Source organism: Vibrio lentus (genome assembly GCF_002875945.1).
In the GTDB taxonomy this organism is placed as follows: domain Bacteria; phylum Pseudomonadota; class Gammaproteobacteria; order Enterobacterales; family Vibrionaceae; genus Vibrio; species Vibrio apostichopi.
The window spans coordinates 1-24,160 of record NZ_MCZK01000117.1; the positions used below are offsets into that span (position 1 = coordinate 1).

Genomic DNA, 24,160 nt, shown 5'->3' on the forward strand with positions numbered 1-24,160 from the left:
GAATTACGCAACAAAGCCGTTCAAGAGTTGCTTAATGACTATAACATTGATTCTTCGCATGTGACCAGTTGGGTGAAAACAAGCTCATGTCAGTTACTAAAAAATGAATTGGAAACCAACGGTACGATTCTAATATTTCCTGAGTGGTCGATATGCCATCACAATTGTAAAACAATACCTTTACGTCAAAAAGTGAATATGTATGTCTGGTGTAGCGATGAGATTTCGCAAGAGTTGGAGACGTTAGGCATTAAAGATAAGATTCAACAGCTATTTCAAATTAGTGATATTTCAACACCAGTATTGAATCATAATATTATGTAATCAGTTTGATAATGTTGATATTGTGCTAAAAATAAAGCAACTCAAAGCAATAGGTATTCCGTAAGGAATGCCTTTTTTGTAGCTATCAAAACCTGCTGCTTTTCCTATTATGTACATAATAGAGACTAACCCTCCACCAAAAAAACCTATAAAAATCAGTGTTATTATTGCAAAGTCGGGTTGTATACCAATGATTAAGGCGCCGATTAACTTCACATCTCCAGCGCCTATAACCTTTACATACCAAAGAATAAAAAACACAAAGAAGCATAGAATAGCAATGGAAATCGAAGTCATTAAATAACCGTTATACAGTGCGACGAAAATGCTAAATATTAAAGCAGTCTTACTGAGATTGTTTGGTATCTTTCTATGCTTCCCATCGAAAAAACACACGCATACTAATATTAAAAAGTTTATAAAAATTAAAGTGGTATAAAATAATAAATCTATATTCATAAATATAGGGTATAGGTAATAGTTATCTATATCAATACAAACCATATTGTTAATTATTATAGGCTCATAAAAAACATTTATGCGAGCTAAAATAAGTTTATGTTATGCGATCATAATAACTATTAATTGGATGTATGTTTTTGTATCGGGTAAATTTTACTCGCAATTTCAATTAGACCAATGGTCAATATACTTTTTATAGGATTATTATGTATTACAAAACTCTAGCAAAACTAGCTGAACTAAAAATGAAGTTCGAAGATGATGTACGTGGTGTTACCGCTGTGGAATATGCAATTATTGCTGTTGTAATGTCGGCTCTAGTATTAGCAGCATTTCAAACTGATGCGCTTAAAAATGCTATCACTGGTGCATTAACTAAAGTGACCACTAATTTGACTACAGCTACTACAGGCAAATAATCAGCCACTAAGAATAATATATAAAGGGGCTTTTGCCCCTGTTTTAGGCTTAATATGAACAGAATTATCATTCTCCTTCTTGTTGCTTTTTCCATTTTCTCCACATTGATTTATATCAATATGAACTATATGTCATCTGATGAAGAACCACAGGAAGTACAGGAGCAAGAAGAACCTAAGGTCAGTATTTTAGTCACTCAGAAAGCGATAAAACGTTCTCAACCGTTAACTCCTAATTTTTATGATAAGAAGTTTGTCCATATATCTGATTTAGATGGTTACTACTACACGCTAGAAGACGATCTTATTGTTGAACCTGGTGCTCTTTTTAAAGATGACATCGGAGCAGGCACCTATATAACACAAGATATGATCTCTAACCCGGGTGACCGAGATTATATGTACCTGTCATTAAATGACGGTGAATTACCTTATTTTTATGAAGTAACTGGTATCGGAGTCGTACAAACCGCAACGCTTACCCCTGGTGATAAAGTGAGTTTCGTTTCCACAACCTCATCAAAATCCAATCTAGTTGAGAATGGATATGGTGACATCGGTGATCTCGTTAGCCGAGTGATTATTAGTGGAGCTCGCGTGCTGCAGGTAATAAAAGGCAGTGAAGATACTGATTCAGAGGATGCTGAAGATAAAAAATACAGTTTAGTCATTGCATTAAATATGCGCAGCGTTTTGAAACTCGAAATGGCTCAAAAAATAGGTGATGTGAATATCATTCCATCTGAAATCGAGAATCGCTATTTATCTATCCGCAGTAGTGACCTTTTAGAAACTCAGTTCGGTGTCAGAGAATTACGTGGTAAGGAATAACATGACTTTAAAGAAGAAAAATATAGCCTTGCTATTGTGCGGGATTCTTTCTTATCCATTACTCGCATCAGAATTAATGAACTTGGATCAAGGCGCTGCGAAAACCATTAATTTGAAGCGACAGATATCAACGGTATTTGTGGCGAATCAAGAAATAGCTGACTACAAAATTATCGATGAAAACAAGGTTGTGGTTTACGGCGTTGGCCAGGGCACTACCTCAGTGATTGTTTATGATCGCGGCGGAAATGAAATTTACAATGCGGAATTAGTTGTCAATCAAAGCTTAAGACTTCTTAAGCAAACGCTCATTGCTCGATTTCCTGATGAAAGCGTTATGGTTTCCAATGTCGGTGACCAAGTGGTCTTAGACGGTATTGTCGGTAGTGAAGAGATCAAACAAAAGATTAACCGTCTCGTCGGAGAAATGCTGAAGAAAGATCGTCGCCGCGCTGCTTATGAATTAAGGGATGCTGACGGCGAGGCTTTAGACGAACTGGAGTACACGGCACAGTACAACTACGACCAAGTCATTAATAATCTCAAAGTTCTCACCACTGAACAGATAAATGTAAAGCTGACGGTTGCAGAAGTTTCGAGTTCTTTTCTGACCGAGTTGGGTGTGACATACAGCGACAGTGGAGAGCCGGGTACTTTTGTTAATAAGCTCCTTGATTTTACGGCTCAAGATATCGTTTCTGTTATCTCTGCAAGTGGTGATGACAAAATCGGTCGAGTATTGGCCGAGCCCAACCTTTCTGTTATTTCGGGTGAACAAGCCAGTTTCCTTGCTGGCGGTGAGATCCCAATTGCGGTACGAGACGAAGACGGCATTACTATTTCCTACAAAGAGTACGGCGTTAAGTTAGCCATGGTTGCCAAGGTTACTGACACGGAAAACATCCGCTTAACCTTGATCCCTGAAGTCAGCTCTATTGATGAATCGAACAAAACGACGACGGGTTTAATCTCTGTGCCTTCTTTGCGAACTCGACGAGCTCAAACGACGGTTCATTTAAAAGACGGCCAAAGCTTTGTACTTGCAGGGTTACTTACGTCAGAAGAGCGTGAATCGTTAACCAAGATCCCAATTCTGGGGGATATCCCAATCTTAGGGGCGCTATTTAGCCACACTTCCACGAACCGCTCTAAAACGGAATTGATCATTGTTGCGACTGTCAATCTCGTTGACCCTGTCGAGCAAGAACAAGTTAAGTTGCCAAGTTTTAGACGTACCAGTGATCTCGAACGATTGCTAAGAATAGACCTCTCAGATCTCGATGAACCTGAGTTGGAAGACACGATTAATCAAGGAGGGTTCAACTAATGAGATGGATCGTTATTACCTTAATAGCTTTTTTCACTTCTGCTTGCACTCATCTTGATACCAGTAACTCTAGTGTTATTGAACAATTAGAGGAACGCTTTGAATTTGACATGACGACTGATGAAGATTCGATGCCTCGTTCTGTGGCGTTTATTCGAGATCTCAACGTAAGAGAGCCAAAGGCGACGTTTTTAGTTAGATATAAGCCTGATGCGAGTGAGTTTGTCGCGAAGTTAAGCGATCGATTTAAGTCAGAATCCATCTCGAAAGATAGATACAAAGTCGAGCTTGCCGATCATGACCAAGAAAAAAACATCCTAATCATAGGTCGATATGTCCGAATTAAAAGCAGTGACTGTGGCGTGATGGTGTTCTCTAAAAGGGAAGATTATCAATTTGGCTGTAGTGTCGAACACAATCGTAATATTAGCTTGGTCAATCCAATTAAGAAGGCGAAATAGTTATGGACTTGGATATCTTGTTTCGTAATTCGTCTTCGAAAATGAAGTCGGCAGTTGAGGCTACCGATCTCATTGTTTCAGACGATAGCGCCTTAACTGAATCGATTAATGATCTATACGCGATTGAAGGCTTTCCCAAACCACTTGAAGTGACCGATATTGATTTAGATGGTGTTTGGAATCAGTCAAACATCAAGCTCAATCATGTTGTGCTCGATCTTCGAAGTGCTTCTAATGTTATTGAGCAAGTGTCCGAGATTTCGATTCGCCTAGATGTGAATATATCTTTGCTTGTTCTCTGCGATGTCGACTCTATAAAACTGCGTAACCAAGTGCATTCTCTGGGTGCTATATATGTCTTGTGGGATTCTGAGCTTGATGCGTTACTCGCGGCATTAAAGGCGACGCAAGAAGGTGAAAGCACCGTTAAAAAAACGAGAGTAGCTAAACGTATATTGGTGTTAGGAACCAAAGGCGGCATTGGAGTATCTTGCGTAAGTTCTGTTTTAGCACATTCCTTAGCAGAGCAAGCAAACCTAAAGACACTCTTAGTGGATCATGATTCAGGAGCGCTAAACAGCGACATTTATATTGGTGTAAAAGGCTTGAAGGCTAAGCACAATAGTATCGATTTAAATCAGATCGATATCGACAGTGCGATAGCAAAAACCTATGTGCATGGCGTCAAAGAGAAACTTGATTATTTGGTTCTAGAGAAGAATGTTGCCTGTCTTTCTGATCACGCATCTACGCTGTACAACCTTTCGAGTCAACTTATTGATCAGTATAACTTTATTATCGATTCAGCGCCGCTTTCTTGCTACGAAGAGATGCACGATCAGGAGTTATCAGATAAGTATCACCGCATCTTTATTGTTTGCGAACCTTCGGTCTCTTCATTGCGTTCATACAACTCGTTAAAGAAGAAGATCGGTAAGTCTGAACACCAGGTTATTTTCAACCTGAATAGACCAGCGAAAGACTTCATGGTTACGCTCGCAAGCGCAAAAGAGAGGATCAAAGCCAAAGATAGCATTGATTTTATGTATGAGCCGTCACTTGAAAAAATAGTGGTGCAGCAAGGTATTAATGAGTTGCTTAAATCTAAGTCCTCGACTGCCGTTCTGAGTATGGTTGCCACGTTAACAGGCAAGAAAATTAAAACCAAATCACGTTTCAGTTTGTTTAGAAAATGAATCAATTAAAAGAAATTTACATCCAGCTTCGAGATGAAATCTTCGATGCTTTGGACGCCGCGACGCTTGTTGAAATCAGTAATCAAGAGCTAGAAGAACAGCTTAAAGATTCAGTTAATATATTGATCGACAAAAAGCAATTGCAAGTCAGTTCTCTTAAGCGCGTTGATCTAGTCAAAGCATTACTCGATGAGTTGAAAGGTCTTGGGCCGCTGCAAGCTTTGGTCGATAACGATGACATATCGGACATCATGATCAACGGGCCTTCCGATATCTTCATTGAAATCAATGGCAAAGTCGAACAGTCACCCATTCAATTTGTTAATGAAAAGCAACTGAACACCATAGCTAAACGAATCGCTTCGAATGTAGGTCGTCGTATTGATGAATCGAAACCGCTTTGTGATGCTCGTTTGATGGATGGCAGTCGTGTAAATATTGTAATTCCACCGCTTGCAATAGATGGCACATCTATCTCTATTCGTAAGTTCAAAGAACAAAAAATTAGGCTTGAGAATCTAGCTGAGTTTGGTGCCATGTCTGTGGAAATGGCAAAGTTATTGTCTATAGCCAGTCACTGCAAGTGCAACATATTGATCTCTGGTGGTACGGGTTCAGGTAAAACGACATTGTTGAATGCGTTGTCTGGGTTCATTGGTGAAACTGAACGTATTGTTACCATTGAAGATGCTGCTGAGCTACAACTTCAAAAGCCTCACATCGTAAGACTTGAAACTCGACAAGCCAGCGTTGAGGGGACGGGAGAGATCACCGCGCGTGACCTTGTGATTAATGCCCTTCGTATGCGTCCTGACAGAATCATTGTGGGTGAGTGTCGTGGTGGTGAAGCCTTTGAGATGCTTCAAGCCATGAATACTGGCCATGACGGGTCTATGTCAACATTGCACGCTAACACACCTCGTGATGCCATTGCTCGTACTGAGAGCATGGTGATGATGGCAACAGCCAGTCTGCCGATATCAGCAATACGTAGAACCATCGTTAGTGCAGTGGACCTTATCGTTCAAGTAAAGCGCCTCCACGATGGTAGCCGCAAGGTGATGTACATTTCTGAAATTATCGGGATGGAAGGGGATAGTGTGGTGATGGAAGACATTTTTCGTTATGAAGCTACTTCAAATTTCAAAGATGGAAAGATGGAAGGTGAGTTCAGAACACCCGGTTTATCGACTCGTTCTGTGATTTATGAACGCGCAAAATTCTTTGGTTTAGAACAAGCAGTGAAGGAGATATTTACATGACCTTAATACTGATTGCTTCATGGAGCGCTTTGCTACTTTACTTTCTTATCCATCGCTCTCGTCAAAACAAAAAATTGAGCAGCTTAATTGAGATGGAAGCTGAATTTGAAGGGGTTAAAGGTGTTCGCTCTGTTATTGATTCACAACAGTTTGAAGAGAGCTACAAAGCCCGGTTAAGGAAAAGTTACAAGAAGACCATCAAAGTCTTTCAACCTAATATGTCTTTGAAGTTAATTCTATTTGTATCTGTGACAGCATCGGCAGTCTATGCGGTCAATGAGTTTTTCTTGCGTCAGGATTATTTCGTTTGTTTACTCCTTGCTGAACCAATCTTGTTCTTTGTTTTTTACACAAAGTTAAAGCAAAGACAGATGGATCGTTTCAAAACTAACTTCCCAGACGCTTTGAACATTTTGAGCGGCGCTATTTCTTCTGGTCAAAGCATTATTCATGCGTTCGAGTACGTAGGTAAGCAGCTTGATAATGATGTGGGCAAAGAGTTCAAGCTTATGGCTGAGCGATTACTTATTGGTGAAGATCCTGATGATGTTCTTGAACGTAGCAGCAATACTTTTCCTTATTTAGAGTATTTCTTTTTCGCTTCAACGATAAGAATCAACCTAGCTCGGGGTGGCCAGCTCAAAGATGTGATCAACAAAATTAATCGACTTATGTTTGATTCTCGAGCTGTTGAGAAAAAGAAGAATGCATTGACCTCAGAAGCGCGAGCTTCTGCCAAGATTATCGCCTGTTTGCCCGTGATTTTTCTTATCATCTTGAAGTTTACAAGCCCTGAGAACTATAGCTTTGTTATGTTTGAGGAAGCGGGACAACCTATTTTTTATTACGTTCTAGTAAGCGAATTATTAGGTTTCTTTTGCATCTGGCTGATTTTGCGAGGTGTCAATTGATGGACTTTGAAACTGCTATTGTTTGGAGTGTCATATTTATTATCTCTATGGTTCTAGCTACGTATTGCTTGCGTTTTTGGGATAACACGAGAGCAAATATAGAAACTCGAAAAATAATTGGTTCAACACGCGAAGAAAAAAAACGAACGGATTTATTCAAGGCTGTTTTGTCTCGGCTTAGTTTCAATAAGCATGAAACTAAAAGGAAGTTAGTCGCAGCTGGTTTTTACAATGACTTCCTTGCTGATGCTTACTATTTATTGAAAATAATCCCTTTTAGTATCTGCCTAGTATTAATTGGTCTTGACTTCTTTAACGGTAAAACCGAAGTAATATTTGCTTTGCTGTATTTATTGGGGGCCTTATTAGCGTTTGTCATCGCGCCGGATTCCTATGTGTCAGCTCGAGGCAAAGCCAATATAAAGCACATCAGTTCAAGGTTACCTTTTTTACTCGACCTTATGAATGTTTGTGTCCATACCGGCATGACTATTGAGTCTAGCCTAGAGTACTTGGCGAAAGAACTTCACTCAGTAGACAGTAACCTTGCTCATGTTGTGAGAGTGACTGTCGAACGCTCGCGCTTGGTGGGCCTTGAAAAAGCATTAGAAGAATTTTACGAGCTCGTGCCGACCAGCGAGTCACAAAGTTTCGTAATGACAATGGTACAGAGCCTCCAATTTGGTTCATCTGTTGGTCCCGTATTATCGACCTTAGCTACTGATATTAGAGAGCTAAACATGATGGATTTAGAAGAACGGATTGGAAAGATGGGGGCGAAAATGTCAATCCCGCTTATCGCTTTTATCATGGTTCCTATTGTTGTGCTAATTGCTGCCCCTGGTATTTTGAGGATGTTGATGTGATAAGAAAATATATATTAACCGTAATTATGTTGGTTTTAATCTCTGGTTGTACAACGGTTAATAATCAACTTGATACCAAAGAACAATTGCTCATTGGATCGGGTGATTCACAAAAGCTTATAGAGTTTTATAAGGCGAATATCCAATCTGACCCGGTATATAAAGTAAAGCTTGTTAATTTGTATCTAGATCTTAAAGATATCAAATCGGCTGAATTATATCGAAGTACCTATAGTGAAAGTGACCTTGATGATCCAGAGTTTATTCTAACCAATGCTCGAATCTACTATCAGAAAAAAAACTTTGAGTACGCATTAGAAGAGCTTAAAAATTATCGGGATGAAGGTGGAGCAGAATATGAATATCAACTTTTAACCGGAAAAATATTAGCGCAACAAAAGCGATTTGCCGAAGCTATTGAGCATTTTGAAGAAAGTCGAAAGCAAGGAGCCTCAGACAGAGAAGCCGGAAACAATATCGCCGTTGTAAAGATAATGCAGTCTGATTATTTAGGTGCGACGGACATTTTATATGACCTTTACCTGTCAAATCCAAACGACCAGAGAGTGAGTTCTAACTTGATTCTATCTTCGGTTAAATCTCAGCGACCGGATATCGCATTGGAAGTTTTGAAACATTCGAATAGCGATGAGCTGGCTCACAAGCAACTATCTGCATTGATGAGGTCAATATCTAAAAGCAAAGGGAAGAAGGCCGTGACACAGTCAACGATAGAAATGGAACAACAGCTTATTGGTTCTCAAGTTAATTCAGGTGGCTTTGTAGCACCGACATCGCGAGTCAGTAAATTGGATACGACCGCAGAGTTTCAAGCTTCTAGACACAGTGTCGATGGTTCGGTGCTTGACCCAAGAAAACTTAAACCCGGTGCGAAACCTATTTATCGAGTACAAGTGTTGGCGACGTATACGGCGATTCCTTCGGATTTTTTGAATTACTTAAAAACAAATTATGGCTCTGTTTATTCGTATACACATGGACTGTGGAAGCGCTATTGCATTGGTGATTTTAATGACCTAGATGAAGCGAAAGCGTTCTTAAACAGTATCGATATCAAGGGAGCATTCGTTGTTGATTACACCAAGAAAAGGTATGTCCGACTATGAGATCGTTTAAGCGAAAGCAAAAGGGGTCGTTGACGGTTGAAGTTGCTATGGGTATTCCGATTTTTCTGGCGATTGTCTTTGGATGGGTTGAAATCTGTATTTTGACCTTCTCAATGAGTATGACTGATCACGCATTAACGACAGCGGTGATGCGAACTAAAAAAGCGGGTGACTCGAGCAGTAGTAACTCCATTAACTACGGCCAAATGATCAAAGACGAGTTGAACAAAGCGGGCGGCTCTTTGTGGAGCAACGTAGTCAAAGAGGGGAGTGTGATCATCCATGTTAACTATTTTCGAGATTACGAAGGCTTTCTGAAATGCACGGATACTTATGCTTCTGCAGATAAGTGTCCAGATAAGAAAGATGAACCGGAAGACATGGCATTGGCTGTTTACGCTTTGGAATACACCTATGATCCGATTGTCTCCATATGGTTCCCAGACATGCCTATCAAGCGGGAAATTATCACTATTCAAGAATATGAAAGATGCTCTTTCAAAATTGGTCAGGGAGCGGGTTGTGCAAGCTAAACAAAAAGGTGCATTTGCAGTTGAGTTGGCGATGGTATTGGTCTTTGCGTCAGGGATCTTTGTTGTCGTCGTGAACCATATGTTGGCCATCAATAAAAAAGGACAACTCGACAGAGCTTCCTATTCATTGACCACAATCTTTGCTGAACGAAAACAATTGTTTAATGCCAATATGGATATCTGTGCGGGCGATTGTCGGAAAACAGAACACAACGCGTTTGTGATTGCTTCTGCTTCGATGAAACGAATGATTCCAAACTTTGATAAAACCAAATTTGGGATGCGTATCGACGAGATAAGGCTTGAGGAAACCGCTTTATCTGGAGGTAAAGTGAATTACCGAAGGGTTCAAAAGACTCTGACCAAAGGGAGCATACACGGATGTGATTTTCCAGACATGAGTGATATCACCAAAGAAAAAGCGATAGAAATACTCCCTCTGACATCACGAGGCCGCAGGTTACCTATGTATCAGGTTTCTCTTTGTTATGAAATCCCGACTAATTTGATTGGTATCGCTAACGGAGAGGTTTTTCGCCTTGTGAGTACATCTTATTCATTTGCGAGGGTTTAAGGTGAAATCGATAAAGAAAAACCGAGGTGTCGCCGGTATTTTATTCGTTGGTCTATTGCCTATGATGGTTATTTTCATGGCATTTTCGATGCAGATGTCTCAACAGATGCTGGCGCATACAAGGTTATTGGAAGCCGCAGAGGTTGCTAGTTTAGCACTTATTGCGAGTCCTAAAGAGGACGAAGAAAAGAACGTAAAGTATGCACGCTATTTAGTCGATAGATATGTTGTTGATAATACGGATGATGTTGATGTTGCGGTGTTTACAAGCCGTTGTGAGTACAGAGATGGTTGTGTTCAAGCCAGTGGTGAACTTGCTCCGTTTAGTGACTTTGTGGTCAGTGCGACTGCCAAATATACGTCTTGGATCGCGTACGAAGAGATGAACTTAAAACCGGAATTTTCGGTGAGTGGGCGAGCAGTCACGCGTAAGTATCTGCCTCAGCCTGTTGATGTCTACTTTATCGGTGATTTTAGTGGTTCTATGGGTTACTCGTGGAAGAACGGCAAAATGAAGCTCGATGTCGTTAAAGAGACCATTAAACGAGTCGTCGATGATATTGAAGAGTTTAACACGGAAGAAAAAAGCCGAGTTGCTTTGCTCGGGTACAACCCGCTCCATGTTAAACAATCTGATGAGATAGTAAGACTTAATGCTTATGGCTATCGTGCTTCATGGCGAAAGAAATACGTTTATGATTACGCTCGGAACTCTCCTGCGACAACGGTTAGACGAATGTTTGATAAACCAACCTTGTATAATGAGATCATCGAACCATCGTATGGAATGAGTCGATATGAAGTAGAGAGACTTTATAAGCGAAACAATGATTTTGATGATGACTACAAGTTTTATGATATTCCACTGACTGAAGACTATGACAACTTTCGAGCTCAGTTGATGAGCGCTCAGTTGAAAGCTGGTGGAGGCACCTCTTCTTGGAATGGGATCATTGCAGCGGCACAAGAAGCCAATAAGGCGACCAACCTTAACCCTGAACAAGTGTTTATTGTGTTATCCGATGGTAGCGACAACGACAAGACTTATTTACAGAAATTAGTGGATCAGGGGCTATGTAAAAAGCTGCGCTCAACTATTTCAGCGAAACGAAATCGTTTCCAAAGTAACGCACCAACTGAAGCTGAGAAAACGAAAGTCACGATGGGCGTCATTGGTATTAATTATAAAGTGGCAGAAACCGATGGCTTTGGAGATTGCTTTGGTAAGAAGAACATCTATCACGCTAAAGATGGCGAAGATGTATACAAGTACATTTTGAATTTGATTAATGAAGAAACCGGAAAACTAAAGGATTAACATGAGATACCTAGTAATTTTATCTACGATGCTAATGTCTCCATTGGGCTACGCGAACTGCTTGGGCAATGTCGGCGAGTACGTCACTTCGAAAACGTTGGTGTCTTCTCATACTGTGACGACACAAGTGACTGGAAAGCTGATAGAGCTAGATGAGAAACCTCAAAATGAGGTTATCAATAGAGAAAGTGAAGTTATTCAAATCGCAGCTCAAGATGATGTGTGTTTCTATGATAAAGCGACGCAATCCTTGGTACTTAATTATCCAATTAATGTGTACCAATTGGATGAAAGCCATAAACAAGTATTAGGGCAGTACCTTAGCTTAGTTGATGACAAGTCGAAAATTTATATAGAAGGACATGCAGATAGCTTAGGCAGCAAAAACTACAACAAAGCATTGTCATCTCGACGCGCTGGGCAAGTGGCGAGCTACTTGAAGAAAGATCTTCACCAAGGAAGTCGCATTGTTGAATATGCGTATGGTGAAAGCGCGCCAATTTGTAAGGTTGAAGACAACAAGGAAACAGGTTGTAACCGACGAGTTGTGATCACTGTTAAGTCGTAATGGGCTTGGTTGTCGTTGTCTGTATTTTTATTTTTTGGGCCGCGATGTTAAGCGGTGTATAAACAAAGGGAGCCCATTTGGACTCCCTTTTTTAATTCATCGCTAGATAGATAACCAAACATCTATACCGTTGGTTCAGGTAGCTCTTTTGTCTCAACCTGAGTCGGTGTTAGATATTCACACAGCTCATCGTAAGGAATAGGGCGAGAGAAGTAATAGCCTTGCATCAAATCACAGCCACAAGCCTTTAGAATCGAGAAGTGCTCGTTTGATTCTACACCTTCTGCTAATACCACCATGCCGAAGTTTTTACCGATTGCGATAATGTTTTGCACCATGGTCAGCGACTGTTGGTCTATTGCAATGTTCTCAATGAAACTCTTATCAATCTTAAGTTCGTCGATAGGGAGTGCTTTCAACATGCTCAACGATGAGTAGCCAGTACCGAAGTCATCCAGAGAGATCTTAATATCGTTTTCTTTGAGCGCTTCAAACAGTGGTTTCACTATAGCCACATCTTCAATGAACAAGCTTTCGGTAATCTCTAGCGTCAAGCAGCTTGGAGAGAACTGATACTTCTCAAGCGTTGCGAATAGGTGTTCTGAGAACGACTTATGTGAAAACTGACGCACGGATATGTTGATCGAAAGGCCGATCTTTTGTTCTGTTGTTCGGTGCAAATGAGCGATTTGCATGATGCTGGACTCGATAATAAAGGTACCGAGTTTTTGCATTAAACCCGTGCTTTCCGCGACCGGTATAAACACATCGGGTGGAACAAACCCTAGCTCATCATCAATCCAACGAACCAGTGCTTCTACGCCATGAGTACTCTCATCAGCGCGAACCAGAGGCTGGAAAGCCATGAATAGCGTTTGTTTCTCAATAGCAATACGCAGCCGTTGTTCTACTTTCATTTTGTAGAGGTGAGCGTCTTGCATGGCTGTGGTGAAAATGCTGTATGAGTTTTGCTGCTGCTTCGCTTTATACATCGAAATATCGGCAGAGCGGAGTAGGCTATCGAGATCTTTTCCGTGTTCAGGGAAACGTGCAATACCGATGCTACAACCTAATAAGAACTGAGAATCTTCGACCTCATAAGGTTGGGAGAGGACTTCGATAAGGCGTTCTGCCAGTCGTTTAATCTCGGTTTCACTCGTCATCGGCGTTAAAAACAAAAACTCATCACTAGACTCGCGCACTAATAAGCTGAGTCGAGAGCGGAATCGCATCAAACGTAATGCGATCTGTTTGAGCACCTTGTCTCCGAAGTCGTGCCCGTGGGTATCATTGACACATTTAAAATTATCGATATCGATAAACAACAGCGAGAATTGCTCTGACTCATCCTCAATCCATTTGCCAATGTTTCGGCGCATGTATAAGCGGTTTGGTAGAGAGGTTAATGGGTCGTGGTTCGCTTGGTAAATCAACTGACTCCGAGTTCTTTGCTCGTTCTTAGCGATCGACGTAACCAATGTATAGAAGCCAAACTGTAGAAAGATAAAGGCAACGAATAGAACGCTGAACTCAGAAACGAATATTTTATCAACATGATCGAGGTCGGTTCGGCCAATAACCCAAAGCTTATAGTTGTTGATGTATTTTGCACTTAATAGCGCGTGATAATTGCCGTCATCGACAACAAAGGAGTACGTTAAATCTTCATTTTTAGCGTTATCAACACTCAAGCCAGTTTGTTGAACAAAATTTTCAACGGCCAGTTTCATGGTGCTATCGCTGATAGGTTTTAAGTACGAATCTAGATTGTTGATGTCGCTAGAGTGAAACTGTCGATAGCGATCTTCTCTGACCAAACTTAACGTGTTGTAACTGCCTGCATGGGCATTGTTCTCGAAGACGATAGTGTTGTCTAGGCGTAATCCCGCTGTCATAACCGCATCAACGTTCTTGCCATCGATTGAAATTGATTTTCTTAACGGGATAACCAGGCTATTCAGCGACTGTTGAAAATAAGTGCGTCCCAAAACCATTTTGTCACTGGACATGGCTTCTAGAAATGAGTCTCTAGTGTATGGGTATTGGAGTAAGTTTCGCTGGTCAGACAGTTGCATGTTGGAACTGATGGCGAGATAGTCCCCTTTAGGATTGAGTAGCCCAAAAGCTGCAATCGCAGGGTGAGTATCTAGCAGCTTATCCAGTATTGGTCGAATTTGAATGGAGGCAGTACGAGTGAAGTCAGACTGCTGGGCCAATTGGTGGCCAACCACTTCAAGCAGGGCTTCTTGACTGGTCAACAGCGAACTTACAGAGCTAGAAAACAGCTCGACTTGAATATGTTGTTGTTGAGTGAAGTCGTCTCTATTGGCTTGCCACTTGGTTACGCCCAACACGGCGAAAAGTATCAAGGTAAGCAGTACGATCAGAGCGTACAGCGACCAGATATTTTTCTTAAATAGAGCCATGAGATGCCTTTTGTAGGTGACTACTTTTAACAGAGTGCAAGCGACAAACTATTAGGTTGTCAGCGTGATTCATGCAACGAAAGATACAAACATCAATGATGAAAGTATCAGTGATTAAATAGTGTAACGACTACGAGCAGAGATTCTTGAGTGAAATATTATTATTCACCACATTGATAACGATTTGCCCATGATTAATCACGGTTTATGGTCAGTAAATCGCTATAGATTAAAAGCAACTGAGTCAATCCAGATTTGTTTTCAAACGACGTAGCATTACCGCAAAGCAAAAAGCTTACTGTGTGAGACGTTAAGTCATCACTACGAGTAAGCTCTTTATGCATGCGCAGTCTATTCTAACAGTAGCATTAAGCTAAGTTGAATTATTTTTTGGTCACGGCGATAGGTAATTGCTCGTTAGCACCCCATTCAGTCCATGAACCATCATAAATGCCCATTTCACCTGAATACCCAGCCAGCTTAGCGGCCAATAAGATGATGCAAGCCGTCACACCAGAACCACAGCTAAAGAACATCGGTTGAGAGGGGGTTAAGTTTAGGGTCGAGAAAATATCGACTAACTCTTCTTGAGGCTTCAATTTACCTGCATTTAAGACTTGTGCAAATGGTAGGCAAATTGAGTTCGGAATATGGCCGCTGCGCAAGCCTTCACGTGGCTCTGGTACTTCTGAATCGAAACGAGCTTGTGAACGTGCATCCAGAATGTTTGCACTCTGATCATCGGAATAACTTTGGACTTGCTGAGCATTTACAAAGTAGTAGTCTTGAATATGACCTTCGAAGTTACCTGGTGTTACTTCAGTTCTGTACGAAGTGTCTGTGGCGTAACCCGCTTCAATCCACGCAGGTAGACCACCATCTAAGATGTAAACGTTTTTGTGTCCCATCGCCATAAACATCCACCATGCGCGAGGCGAAGCAAAGGTACCAGAGTTATCGTAAACCACAACCGTACTGTCTTGATTGATACCAATTTCGCGAGCACGAGTGTTGAAGTGTTTTTCAGAAGGGAACATATGAGGAAGCAAGGTGTGCTTATTACAAAAGTCTTTGTCGTAATCAAAACGAATCGCACCAGGAATCATTTGTCCTTTGATCTTTTCTGACTCACTTGGAATCTGAAATTCGATACTGGCGTCGAGGATTACAATGTTGTCTTCTTCTAGCAAACGTTGTTGAAGTTGTTGCGGTGAAATGAGTGGCTGAGTCATTCTTATTATGTCCATTCTTGTTGTTATAGCTATTACGGAAGTTATATAGATTCGTCTCGTTATATCGACGACTAAGGCGCAGTCCGGCAGTGTATGAACTGATAACTGCTTTGTCCGGTTATTTGATTGTTTAATGTATCAAGCGCGACCACAGAATCAAGAGGGCAGTCTGTTGTTGGTGGAATGGAAACGCGAAATATTTCGTTGTCTTGAGTTTCAACTGTGAGGTAGCGCCTATGTCCGTCTAGAGATTGAGTGAGAGTATTAGAAATCACTTTGGCTTGAATACGTTGCCCTGTCTCTGAGGTCAAAGGGAAGTAGGTGAGAGCCAACAGTACAGCGACACCACACATTAAGATAAATAGACCTATTTTTAACTGTTTCATGAGAGTAAGTCTTTGAAGGTAATCTTGAAAAGATAAGTCAGATTGGCAGTAAAGTGAATGTAATCAATCAGAAAGTTTGAGTGGCTATCCATTCTTATGCGATCAAAAAGTGAGCATCGCTGCTCACTTTGGATTGATACAGAATCAGTTTTTCATCTGTTGACGACCAAACGGTTTCTGTCGATTACCAAACGATCTGGGAATCACTGCTTGATACCACTTGTTGTAATGGCGGTTGACCATCATAAAACCAAATTTCGACTAACAATGAGTCGTGATTGACTGGAGCCGTAAAGTTAGACGCGAAGACTCCGTTGTTTAATGAGCCAGCAATCACTTTACTTGAGTAGTCTGGTTTTAAGGTAGAGTCATCTCGTGTGCTGAAACGGCTATAAACAGTGACAAATGAGCGAGCGGTAGAAATGCTACTGATGTCGATGTCGAGATCAAACTGCTCAACAGAGCTGTAATCAAAGCCATCGGGCACAACCACATCACTCATTGTATAGATTGGTGCCGCTGCTGCACTTGTCGCTGAAGATGTCGTTCCTGTTACTGGATTTGAAGGCGCTGCTGGCGTCGACGGTGTTGCTGGAGATGGTGTCGATGCACTGCCGCCACCTCCACCGCCGCCTCCACACCCAACCAATATCAGTGGAGTGGCAGCGAGAATAACAGCCAACGATTTTTTCATGTTCCAAGTTCTGTGTGCAGACATACCATCTTCCTTAGCTAGATTGTGACTCGAATCAACGCTGTGAGTTTCTCGATATTGTTTATTGTGAGTATTCATAACGTTTCTCCTTATGGCACGTAGCATTGGTTGTCTGCAGGTGATTCATACCATGTTTGGTTCGTGTCACCACCGGACTCAGCGTATTGTTTGAACTCAGGGTAAGCGGTAACAATATCCACGTACTCTAGCGGCCATTCCCACTCATCGGTTGATGTAATGATGAGTGCCCAAGGATGGTTCTCTGCCGTTTTGAAATATTTACCTGTTGATGGATTACTGTCATCGACACCTAGCCCAGCTTCAAAGAGGTTATCGGTATCAAAGGCTTCCGTTGGTGCTTGGTCTGGCAGGTGAACTTCCCAACTGCGTCCTGGGTGCAGAGGTAGATTTTCACCGTGATAGTAGCCAGGTGTTGCAAAGATAAACGGGTCGTAAGGCATATCTGTCCATGTATCAGTACTAATTCCATCGCCTGATAAGCTGATACCTATTTGGAAAGAAAACTGCTCGTTGTCTTTGCATGAGTTACTGGTTCGATAGAAGGTACATGATGTGTCGGTTTTTGACGTTAAATCCTCGGCGGCAACAAAGATAGCCTCGCTGCGTCCGTCTTCCATATCTAAGTCAGTAAAGACACCATTGTGTTTCATGTAAGAGTTACCGCTGTCTACCGAGCTTGGTGCAAGGTTTGGTAAGCGAACGGCGAAGCCATTTCTGTAGGTTGCACCAACAGCAGCTAGGCGACCGTCGATGGTGGATTTCACGACTTTTCCGTCTTTTAAGATTTCTGTGATTCGATACATAATCACGGCATCATTCATATCGTAGTCGGCTTTATAAGGCCAGTTGTCTTCATACGCCAAGGTTGCGTAACCAGAAGCACTTGGGAAGTAACGGGCTGTGGCACCGTCATTAAGAACATCGACTTGAATATCGACCACCTCACCAGATGTAGAACCACCAAAGTAGCTCAGGTTGGTTTGTTGGCTGAATCTAAAGCGAGCCCAAGTCGTCCCCGTTAGTGCGTTGATATCGACATTTAGGAACAGATCGTTTTCACCCGCATCCAGTTGGTAGTCGGTAAATACTTGTTCGTTAGCACCATCAAAGCTGCCATCTTGGTTCCAATCAATCCAAGCTGAAAGGTAACCGGTTGTTGAAGCTTCAATCACCACTTTTGAATCAAGCCCGGCTTCAAGTGCGGTAACAAAACCGATACCACCATTTGCCCATTCATCATCCACTCCAACGGTTTCATCTGATTGTGGTGTGACATAACCATCTAAATCCGCATCTGGAGGCGTTGTACCTAACCATGTGACGCCATCAAGTTCATGTCGAGGGCCGTTGCTAGCGAGCAGAGTCAGGTAGCTATCTGGCGCGTCACCGAAGTCGATGTTTGAATCTTCATCTACAACAGGGGCATTGGCACAACGTGCACCATCGTTTTGGCCAGAAGCCGGGCCATTCGATACAAACTCAACGGCTGGAACAATCCCAGCTGCGATGTTGGCTGCGTTGTCTGGTGATAAGTTGATACGGTAGATCTTACCATCTTGATTTCGTGATACGTAGTAGTAGCCGTTTACATCGAAATAACCCGCACCGAATGTGCCTGTTTCGCCTGTGTCACCAATGTAGGTTTCTGCACCCGTTGTAGGATTGAAGCTGTACAAGCCACCAGAGTTATTGTCGATACCATATAAAGAGCCATCACTTGGGTGGAACGCAAAATCAGTCAACCTGACAGTTGCTGGGCTGCCTGCGATTTTGTTGACCGTAACGGTTGCATTAGGATCGGAATCGAGAGGGGACAGGTCAACAGTGAACAACCCCTTACCGGTGCGGTAGAGGTAGTAAACGTGGTCGTAGACATCACCTACATAGAAGGTATGGTCGGTTGGTAAGCCGCTAGCGCTAATTACTTCGGCTTGGAAATCCTGGCCAAGGCGGACTAATCGTTTGTTGGTGGTGTCGTAGCCATAGATATAACGGTCTTGGAAATCAAATCCGACACCATTGATATTAGCATTCATCCCTGTATCGTCTTCTAGCAGGGTAGTTGAACCAGTAACGAGGTTAACTCCCCAGACTTGAACTGGAGTGGATTGAAAGAGGTATGCCTTACTAGGGCAAGTATCGAATGGCGCTGCGTTGGCGACCAATGGCGCGCTCAATAGCAAACTTAACGTTGTAATTCTCATATCTACATCCTTGTCATGGAAGGTCTAGATACTTAATCAAGTTACATGCCAGCTTTAAGTTGTTGATTTTTAATGTTTTTATTTTAATTGGTTCGGGTTTTTATTGTTTTCTCAAAATGAGAACTCAAATGAAACTAATCTCTCATCGAGTATTTCAAATTGATAAAGCGATTTGAGAAACGGGTGTTGAGCTCTAAAAAAGCCCTGACTTTTAGTCAAGGCTTAGGTTTTCTATAAGATGGGATACGAGTGAGTCTATCCACACACCGAACAATTAGGCATCTTCATCAAATTCATCTCACGCCAGCTGTGTGACATGGCATCGAGAATCAAGAGCTTGCCTTGTTTTGGCTGCCCGAACTTAGCAATTACCTTAATCGCTTCTAGAGCTTGAGCTGCGCCTACCATGCCAACAACAGGCGCCATAACGCCTGCTTCAACACAGCTTAGAGCAGCATTGCCGAATAGAGCACTCAAGCACTGATAACACGGTGCGTCGGCGTCTTGATAAGTGAACACACTAATCTGACCTTCCATGCGAATCGCAGCACCAGAAACCAGTGGTGTTTTCGATGCATAGCATAAGCGATTGAGTTGATTGCGCGTTTCCACGTTGTCACTGGCATCAAGAACAAGCGAGTGAGCTTCAATCAACTTGCCAAGTGCCTGGTCATCAAGTCGATTAGCAACAGTTTCAATCGTCAGATGAGGGTTCAATCTTTGCAGTGATTCTGCAGCCGAATCCACCTTTTTCTTACCAATATCCGCATCGGTGTGCAGTACTTGGCGCTGCAAATTAGAAAGCTCGACAATATCATCATCGATGAGCGTGAGCTTACCAATACCCGCAGTCGCAAGGTATTGGACAGAAGCACAGCCAAGGCCGCCAGCACCCAAAACCAAAATTGAGCTCTGTTTCAGCGCTTCTTGGCCTTCAAAATCAAACTGTTTAAGGATGATTTGGCGGTTATAACGAAGCATCTCTGCGTCAGACAGTATTTCCATCAGTAAGCCTCGTTAGTAAAGCGTCGAGTTAAACAGTTGGATCTGAACTGTTTCGCCCACTTCTACGCGACCACGTTCACGTTCTAGCACTACAAAGCAGTTTGCTAAACTCATTGAACGGAAAGCGCCTGAGCTTTGGTTACCAGTTGTCTCTACAACAAATTGACCGTTTTCAATCGAGTAGACACCACGCTGGTAGTCAGTACGGCCTGGGCCTTTTTTGAATGCAGACTTGGTGATAGCGGGAATAGACTCCGGAGCTGTCCACGCGGTGTGACCCGCCAATTTAGCCAACATAGGTTGAACCAACACGTACATGGTCATCATCGCCGATACAGGGTTGCCCGGTAGGCCGCAGAACCATGCGTTATCGAGTTCACCGAATGCGAATGGTTTACCCGGTTTGATTGCCAGTTTCCAAAAACCGATTTGCCCCAGTTCTTCAAGAATGTCTTTGGTGTAATCAGCTTCGCCAACACTTACGCCGCCAGAAGTCACAACCACGTCTGCTATTTGCTGTGCTTTCTCGAAGGTCTCTTTAAGCGTTGCAGGGCTATCTGGGATGATGCCTAAATCAATAGCTTCACAACCAAAAGCCTCGATCAGCGGTTTAATGCCGTAGCGATTGCTATCGTAGATCTGACCATCTTCAAGAGGCTGGCCTAATGGCTTTAGCTCATCGCCAGTAGAGAAGAACGCGACTTTAGGCTTGTGTAACACCGTCACGTGGCTTACACCCAGTGAAGCAATCATCGGAATATCACGAGGTGTTAAACGTTCACCTCGGCTAAGAACGATATCACCTTGTTTGATGTCATCACCAGTAGGGCGAATATTGTTGTTCAGCTTGATGTCGTCTTGTTGAATCTCAATACCAGTGTCAGTTTCGACCGTATTCTCTTGCATGATGACAGCGTCACAACCTTCAGGGATTTTTGCGCCAGTCATAATGCGAATACAGGTATTGCTTGGCCATTCACCTTCGAACGGTTGGCCTGCAAAAGATTTGCCTGCCAATGGCAGTACTTTACCGTTCTTTAGGTCTGCTAAGCGTAATGCATAGCCATCCATTGCTGAGTTATCAAAAGGAGGTACGAAAATAGGGGAAAGAATATCTTCAGCAAGGACATAACCTAATGCTTCAGCAAGAGGCAGAGACAAAGTCGTTTGGATTGGTTTGATTGGTGATAGCAGCTTATCTAGTGCTTCTTCAATTGGCATTAAGCCGGGAGCGTCGCAACAGCCCATAATTGAAATCCTTTGGTCGTTATTATTTTGATTTGGTGGCTGGCAGTAGTGATTCAATAATGATCAAATTAACACTATTCGCCAACGAAATTGCAGCCACTTTAGCATAGTTTAACCCCCGTAAATAATGACCTCCCTTAAAATATGGGTGTATTTATTCAAAATTCCGAGTATCCTTGTTTGCCATCCAGAAGGGGCAATAAAAGAGGAAGTTCAATGTCAGGTCTTAGCGAATCAGCGAAGTTGGTTAAAGATGCGCTAGCAAGCCGCGGATTAGAGACACCAATGCGTCCTAATCAGGTTAGCCGAGAAGAGAAAAAGGAACGAATCGAACACCATATGCGTGAGATTCTAACTCTCCTTGAACTTGATCTTGCAGATGACAGTCTGGAAGAAACACCACAACGTATTGCGAAAATGTATGTGGATGAGATTTTCTCAGGTTTGGATTACGCCAATTTCCCTAAAATCACCGTGATCGAAAACAAGATGGGTGTTCGTGAGATGGTACGAGTAAAAGACATTACCGTAACCAGCACATGTGAGCATCACTTAGTCACCATTGATGGTAAAACTGCAGTGGCTTACATTCCGCAAGGTAAGATTATTGGTCTTTCGAAGATCAACCGAATCGTTCGTTTCTTTGCTCAACGCCCTCAAGTTCAAGAGCGCATGACACAGCAAATCCTTGTTGCATTACAAACGCTACTAGAAACGGATGATGTTGCTGTAACCATGGATGCAGTTCATTACTGCGTAAAATCGCGTGGTGTGATGGACGCAACCAGCGAAACGACAACAACAGCACTGGGCGGTATTTTTAGATCAAACCCAGCAACGCGCCATGAGTTCTTACACGGCCTACGTTAATTCGCTGCATTATTAGATGAATTCAATTTAGCCTCTGTAAATTGAAGTTCGTTGAAAATATTCTAAGCCTCGCTTTATGCGGGGCTTTTTTGTACTTGTAATGAAGTTAACTGTAATGGCTGCGAATGCCGTCATTCCCTAAAGCGAGGAACGAGCGTAATAGGGTATTTGCTTTTCGAGGGGGTTTGTTTGATTGGAACGAAATTAGATGCGCTCTACAGAATCTATAAAGCGCAAATTTGGGTACAGCAGCTGGTGGAGTGTCTAAGTAAGATTAAACAAACGCTTAAAACGATGAACAAAGCCTGATGGTTTGTTCTCGGCTTGATAGAGGTTCAAGCCATCATAAAAGCTACCCATGAACTCGACTCGAATTTCGTCATCAGTACTTCTCGAAAGACGAGACAGTAATGTCGCGGTCGCAGCCGCATGATCATTCGCTAGGCTGTAATCCATTCCTAGTCGTCCTTGAATGAATAACCACAAATGCGTCACTAACTTTAATTGCTGAGCATTGGAGTTTTGAAATTTGTCGCCGTGTTCACTGCCTACCGTGTTATCGAAAACGCCTTGCATCGCTTCGCTGGCTTCTTTATTACTTTCAAAGCGGTAGCTCACATCGATATGCACTTTGGTTAACAGCCCAAGTAAGGTTTGTCGTTCTGAATTCTCAGGCTTATTTTCACTCGCGTGTTTGAAAAGAGCGTGGTTTTCATCAGTAAATGACTTTAACTCTTTTTCATAGCCTGTCGTCAGCGCTTTCACTGAATCGAGACCAGCGAGCTGCAAACAAACTTCGAGCTTAGTTTGGCGCTGAGGTTCAGTCTGAGTTTGGATCTCAGTCATTACTCTGTAGCTCTTCCCACGTTACTTCAGCTGATTGCGTGTCGCTATTTACGAACGCTGAATTGCCCGTCAGCATCACTGAAAGATCCATTGTGCGTTGCGTCATTGCGGCTAATTGCTCGATACCGTCGTTGTCTAAACGAACGATTTGAGCTTTTAGGTAACCGAATTTGCCTTTGTTCTGTTCCCACCAAACATTTGATTTAGTGTTGAAGCTGAATACGCGTACAGATTTAGATAGACGAGTTGCCTTTTTAACGCGTTCAGGGTCCGGTTCGCCCACATCAACCCATTCTAGGATCTGATCATCTAAAGACTTCTGCCATAAATCTGGCTCTTCAATGCTAGACAACCCTTTAGTGAACTCAAGTTCAGGAGAGGCATTGATACAAAAAGCCATGATACGAGCCATCATTCGCTGTTCTGTTTCAGAGGGATGTTGTGCAACCGTTAGATTAAAAGAGTCGTAATAGTCGCGATTCATATCGGTTAGAGAGATACGAAACTTGTAGATTGTCGGTTTAAGAGCCATTGAGGGGGTGTCTTAGGTAGAAATAGTGAGGGGGAATATTACCTTAAATCTCTGAATAGCGGGTAAAAAAATAGCCAGCAGAGGCTGGCTATTTTTAGAAAGCTTTAAAATACTAAATTAAAGTACTTTGATGCTGTCAGCTTGTGGGCCTTTTTGACCTTGAGATACTACGAACTCAACTTTTTGGCCTTCAGCAAGAGTTTTGAAACCGTCGCCTGTGATTGCAGAGAAGTGTGCGAATACGTCTGGACCGTTTTCTTGTTGAATGAAGCCGAAGCCTTTAGTTTCGTTGAACCATTTTACTGTACCAGTAACTGTGTTAGACATGATGATATCCTAAAATTAAATTTTTATTTTGAGCCAATTGTGGCACTGATAGCGCGGAAAAGTTTATTGCTATTGCGTACAACACAACGGGGTTACTAGTAATCCAACGAAATGTTTATATACAAAGAACTTTCTTTCTAGCCGAGATGAAGTCTAAATCAAATCAAGG

General features: G+C 42.2%; 25 protein-coding genes and 1 pseudogene. 15 read left to right on the forward strand and 11 right to left on the reverse strand.

The window, feature by feature from the left end; genetic code table 11:
• Positions 1-324: pseudogene (locus BCT49_RS25985) on the forward strand (LysR family transcriptional regulator); the annotation flags it as partial.
• Here the strand turns inward: BCT49_RS25985 and BCT49_RS12550 are convergent.
• Complete coding sequence (locus BCT49_RS12550) at positions 325-828, reverse strand: prepilin peptidase (RefSeq protein WP_102435561.1); 504 nt, start codon at positions 826-828, stop codon at positions 325-327.
• Positions 829-992: 164 nt separating this feature from the next.
• On the opposite strand from BCT49_RS12550, the gene BCT49_RS12555 reads away from it, so the two are divergent.
• Genes BCT49_RS12555 through BCT49_RS12615 form a run of 13 tightly spaced genes read left to right on the forward strand, consistent with a single transcriptional unit; the run spans position 993 to position 12,179 of the window.
• On the forward strand, positions 993-1,205 hold the full coding sequence (locus BCT49_RS12555; RefSeq protein ID WP_065104638.1) for a Flp family type IVb pilin: 213 nt from the start codon (positions 993-995) through the stop codon (positions 1,203-1,205).
• 54 nt (positions 1,206-1,259) lie between these two features.
• Positions 1,260-2,036 (forward strand): pilus assembly protein CpaB, encoded by a 777-nt coding sequence (locus BCT49_RS12560; protein WP_102435563.1) that lies wholly within the window; start codon positions 1,260-1,262, stop codon positions 2,034-2,036.
• A gap of 1 nt (position 2,037) precedes the next feature.
• Positions 2,038-3,363, forward strand: a complete 1,326-nt coding sequence (locus BCT49_RS12565; RefSeq protein ID WP_102435565.1) for a type II and III secretion system protein family protein — start codon at positions 2,038-2,040, stop codon at positions 3,361-3,363.
• On the forward strand, positions 3,363-3,824 hold the full coding sequence (locus tag BCT49_RS12570) for a hypothetical protein (RefSeq protein ID WP_017077514.1): 462 nt from the start codon (positions 3,363-3,365) through the stop codon (positions 3,822-3,824). Before BCT49_RS12565 ends, BCT49_RS12570 begins: the two co-directional genes overlap by 1 nt.
• A gap of 2 nt (positions 3,825-3,826) precedes the next feature.
• Positions 3,827-5,020 (forward strand): AAA family ATPase, encoded by a 1,194-nt coding sequence (locus BCT49_RS12575; protein ID WP_102435567.1) that lies wholly within the window; start codon positions 3,827-3,829, stop codon positions 5,018-5,020.
• Positions 5,017-6,282 (forward strand): CpaF family protein, encoded by a 1,266-nt coding sequence (locus BCT49_RS12580; RefSeq protein ID WP_009845561.1) that lies wholly within the window; start codon positions 5,017-5,019, stop codon positions 6,280-6,282. Before BCT49_RS12575 ends, BCT49_RS12580 begins: the two co-directional genes overlap by 4 nt.
• A complete protein-coding gene (locus BCT49_RS12585; protein WP_017077517.1) occupies positions 6,279-7,193 on the forward strand; it encodes a type II secretion system F family protein in 915 nt (304 codons plus the stop codon). Before BCT49_RS12580 ends, BCT49_RS12585 begins: the two co-directional genes overlap by 4 nt.
• On the forward strand, positions 7,193-8,059 hold the full coding sequence (locus tag BCT49_RS12590; RefSeq protein WP_102435569.1) for a type II secretion system F family protein: 867 nt from the start codon (positions 7,193-7,195) through the stop codon (positions 8,057-8,059). The genes BCT49_RS12585 and BCT49_RS12590 overlap by 1 nt, the downstream gene beginning before the upstream one ends.
• Positions 8,056-9,186 (forward strand): tetratricopeptide repeat protein, encoded by a 1,131-nt coding sequence (locus BCT49_RS12595; RefSeq protein ID WP_198595855.1) that lies wholly within the window; start codon positions 8,056-8,058, stop codon positions 9,184-9,186. The genes BCT49_RS12590 and BCT49_RS12595 overlap by 4 nt, the downstream gene beginning before the upstream one ends.
• Positions 9,183-9,719, forward strand: a complete 537-nt coding sequence (locus BCT49_RS12600; protein WP_102435571.1) for a TadE/TadG family type IV pilus assembly protein — start codon at positions 9,183-9,185, stop codon at positions 9,717-9,719. The genes BCT49_RS12595 and BCT49_RS12600 overlap by 4 nt, the downstream gene beginning before the upstream one ends.
• A complete protein-coding gene (gene tadF, locus BCT49_RS12605; RefSeq protein WP_102435573.1) occupies positions 9,709-10,293 on the forward strand; it encodes a tight adherence pilus pseudopilin TadF in 585 nt (194 codons plus the stop codon). The genes BCT49_RS12600 and tadF overlap by 11 nt, the downstream gene beginning before the upstream one ends.
• Position 10,294: 1 nt before the next feature.
• Positions 10,295-11,611 carry a TadE/TadG family type IV pilus assembly protein gene (locus tag BCT49_RS12610; protein ID WP_133151658.1) on the forward strand — a complete coding sequence of 439 codons (1,317 nt, stop codon included), beginning with the start codon at positions 10,295-10,297 and terminating at the stop codon, positions 11,609-11,611.
• 1 nt (position 11,612) lies between these two features.
• Positions 11,613-12,179, forward strand: coding sequence for an OmpA family protein (locus tag BCT49_RS12615; protein WP_102435575.1), 567 nt, complete (start codon positions 11,613-11,615; stop codon positions 12,177-12,179).
• 122 nt (positions 12,180-12,301) lie between these two features.
• On the opposite strand, the gene BCT49_RS12620 is transcribed toward BCT49_RS12615, so the two are convergent.
• The 7 genes from BCT49_RS12620 to moeA all read right to left on the reverse strand — a co-directional run bounded on the left by BCT49_RS12620 (position 12,302) and on the right by moeA (position 21,416).
• Positions 12,302-14,605, reverse strand: a complete 2,304-nt coding sequence (locus BCT49_RS12620; RefSeq protein WP_102435577.1) for a putative bifunctional diguanylate cyclase/phosphodiesterase — start codon at positions 14,603-14,605, stop codon at positions 12,302-12,304.
• A gap of 383 nt (positions 14,606-14,988) precedes the next feature.
• Positions 14,989-15,837: a sulfurtransferase gene (locus tag BCT49_RS12625; protein ID WP_102435579.1), complete on the reverse strand. Its 849-nt coding sequence runs from the start codon at positions 15,835-15,837 to the stop codon at positions 14,989-14,991.
• A gap of 71 nt (positions 15,838-15,908) precedes the next feature.
• Entirely contained in the window at positions 15,909-16,223 is a 315-nt protein-coding gene (locus tag BCT49_RS12630; protein WP_102435581.1) for a hypothetical protein, read from the reverse strand.
• A 184-nt stretch (positions 16,224-16,407) separates the two neighbouring features.
• Entirely contained in the window at positions 16,408-17,016 is a 609-nt protein-coding gene (locus BCT49_RS12635; protein WP_102435583.1) for a hypothetical protein, read from the reverse strand.
• Between the two features lie 11 nt (positions 17,017-17,027).
• On the reverse strand, positions 17,028-19,163 hold the full coding sequence (locus BCT49_RS12640) for an LruC domain-containing protein (protein WP_102435585.1): 2,136 nt from the start codon (positions 19,161-19,163) through the stop codon (positions 17,028-17,030).
• Between the two features lie 255 nt (positions 19,164-19,418).
• Positions 19,419-20,168: a molybdopterin-synthase adenylyltransferase MoeB gene (gene moeB, locus BCT49_RS12645; RefSeq protein ID WP_102435587.1), complete on the reverse strand. Its 750-nt coding sequence runs from the start codon at positions 20,166-20,168 to the stop codon at positions 19,419-19,421.
• A gap of 12 nt (positions 20,169-20,180) precedes the next feature.
• Positions 20,181-21,416: a molybdopterin molybdotransferase MoeA gene (gene moeA / locus BCT49_RS12650; protein WP_102435589.1), complete on the reverse strand. Its 1,236-nt coding sequence runs from the start codon at positions 21,414-21,416 to the stop codon at positions 20,181-20,183.
• A gap of 216 nt (positions 21,417-21,632) precedes the next feature.
• Here moeA and folE point away from each other — a divergent pair, with 216 nt between their 5' ends.
• Positions 21,633-22,286 (forward strand): GTP cyclohydrolase I FolE, encoded by a 654-nt coding sequence (folE, locus tag BCT49_RS12655; RefSeq protein WP_004731548.1) that lies wholly within the window; start codon positions 21,633-21,635, stop codon positions 22,284-22,286.
• Positions 22,287-22,550: 264 nt separating this feature from the next.
• Here folE and BCT49_RS12660 read toward each other — a convergent pair whose 3' ends face one another.
• The 3 genes from BCT49_RS12660 to BCT49_RS12670 all read right to left on the reverse strand — a co-directional run bounded on the left by BCT49_RS12660 (position 22,551) and on the right by BCT49_RS12670 (position 23,991).
• Positions 22,551-23,132, reverse strand: a complete 582-nt coding sequence (locus BCT49_RS12660; RefSeq protein WP_102435591.1) for a hypothetical protein — start codon at positions 23,130-23,132, stop codon at positions 22,551-22,553.
• Positions 23,125-23,664, reverse strand: a complete 540-nt coding sequence (locus BCT49_RS12665) for a YaeQ family protein (RefSeq protein ID WP_017631131.1) — start codon at positions 23,662-23,664, stop codon at positions 23,125-23,127. Before BCT49_RS12665 ends, BCT49_RS12660 begins: the two co-directional genes overlap by 8 nt.
• A gap of 117 nt (positions 23,665-23,781) precedes the next feature.
• Positions 23,782-23,991, reverse strand: a complete 210-nt coding sequence (locus BCT49_RS12670) for a cold-shock protein (protein WP_010430417.1) — start codon at positions 23,989-23,991, stop codon at positions 23,782-23,784.
• Positions 23,992-24,160: the final 169 nt, after the last annotated feature.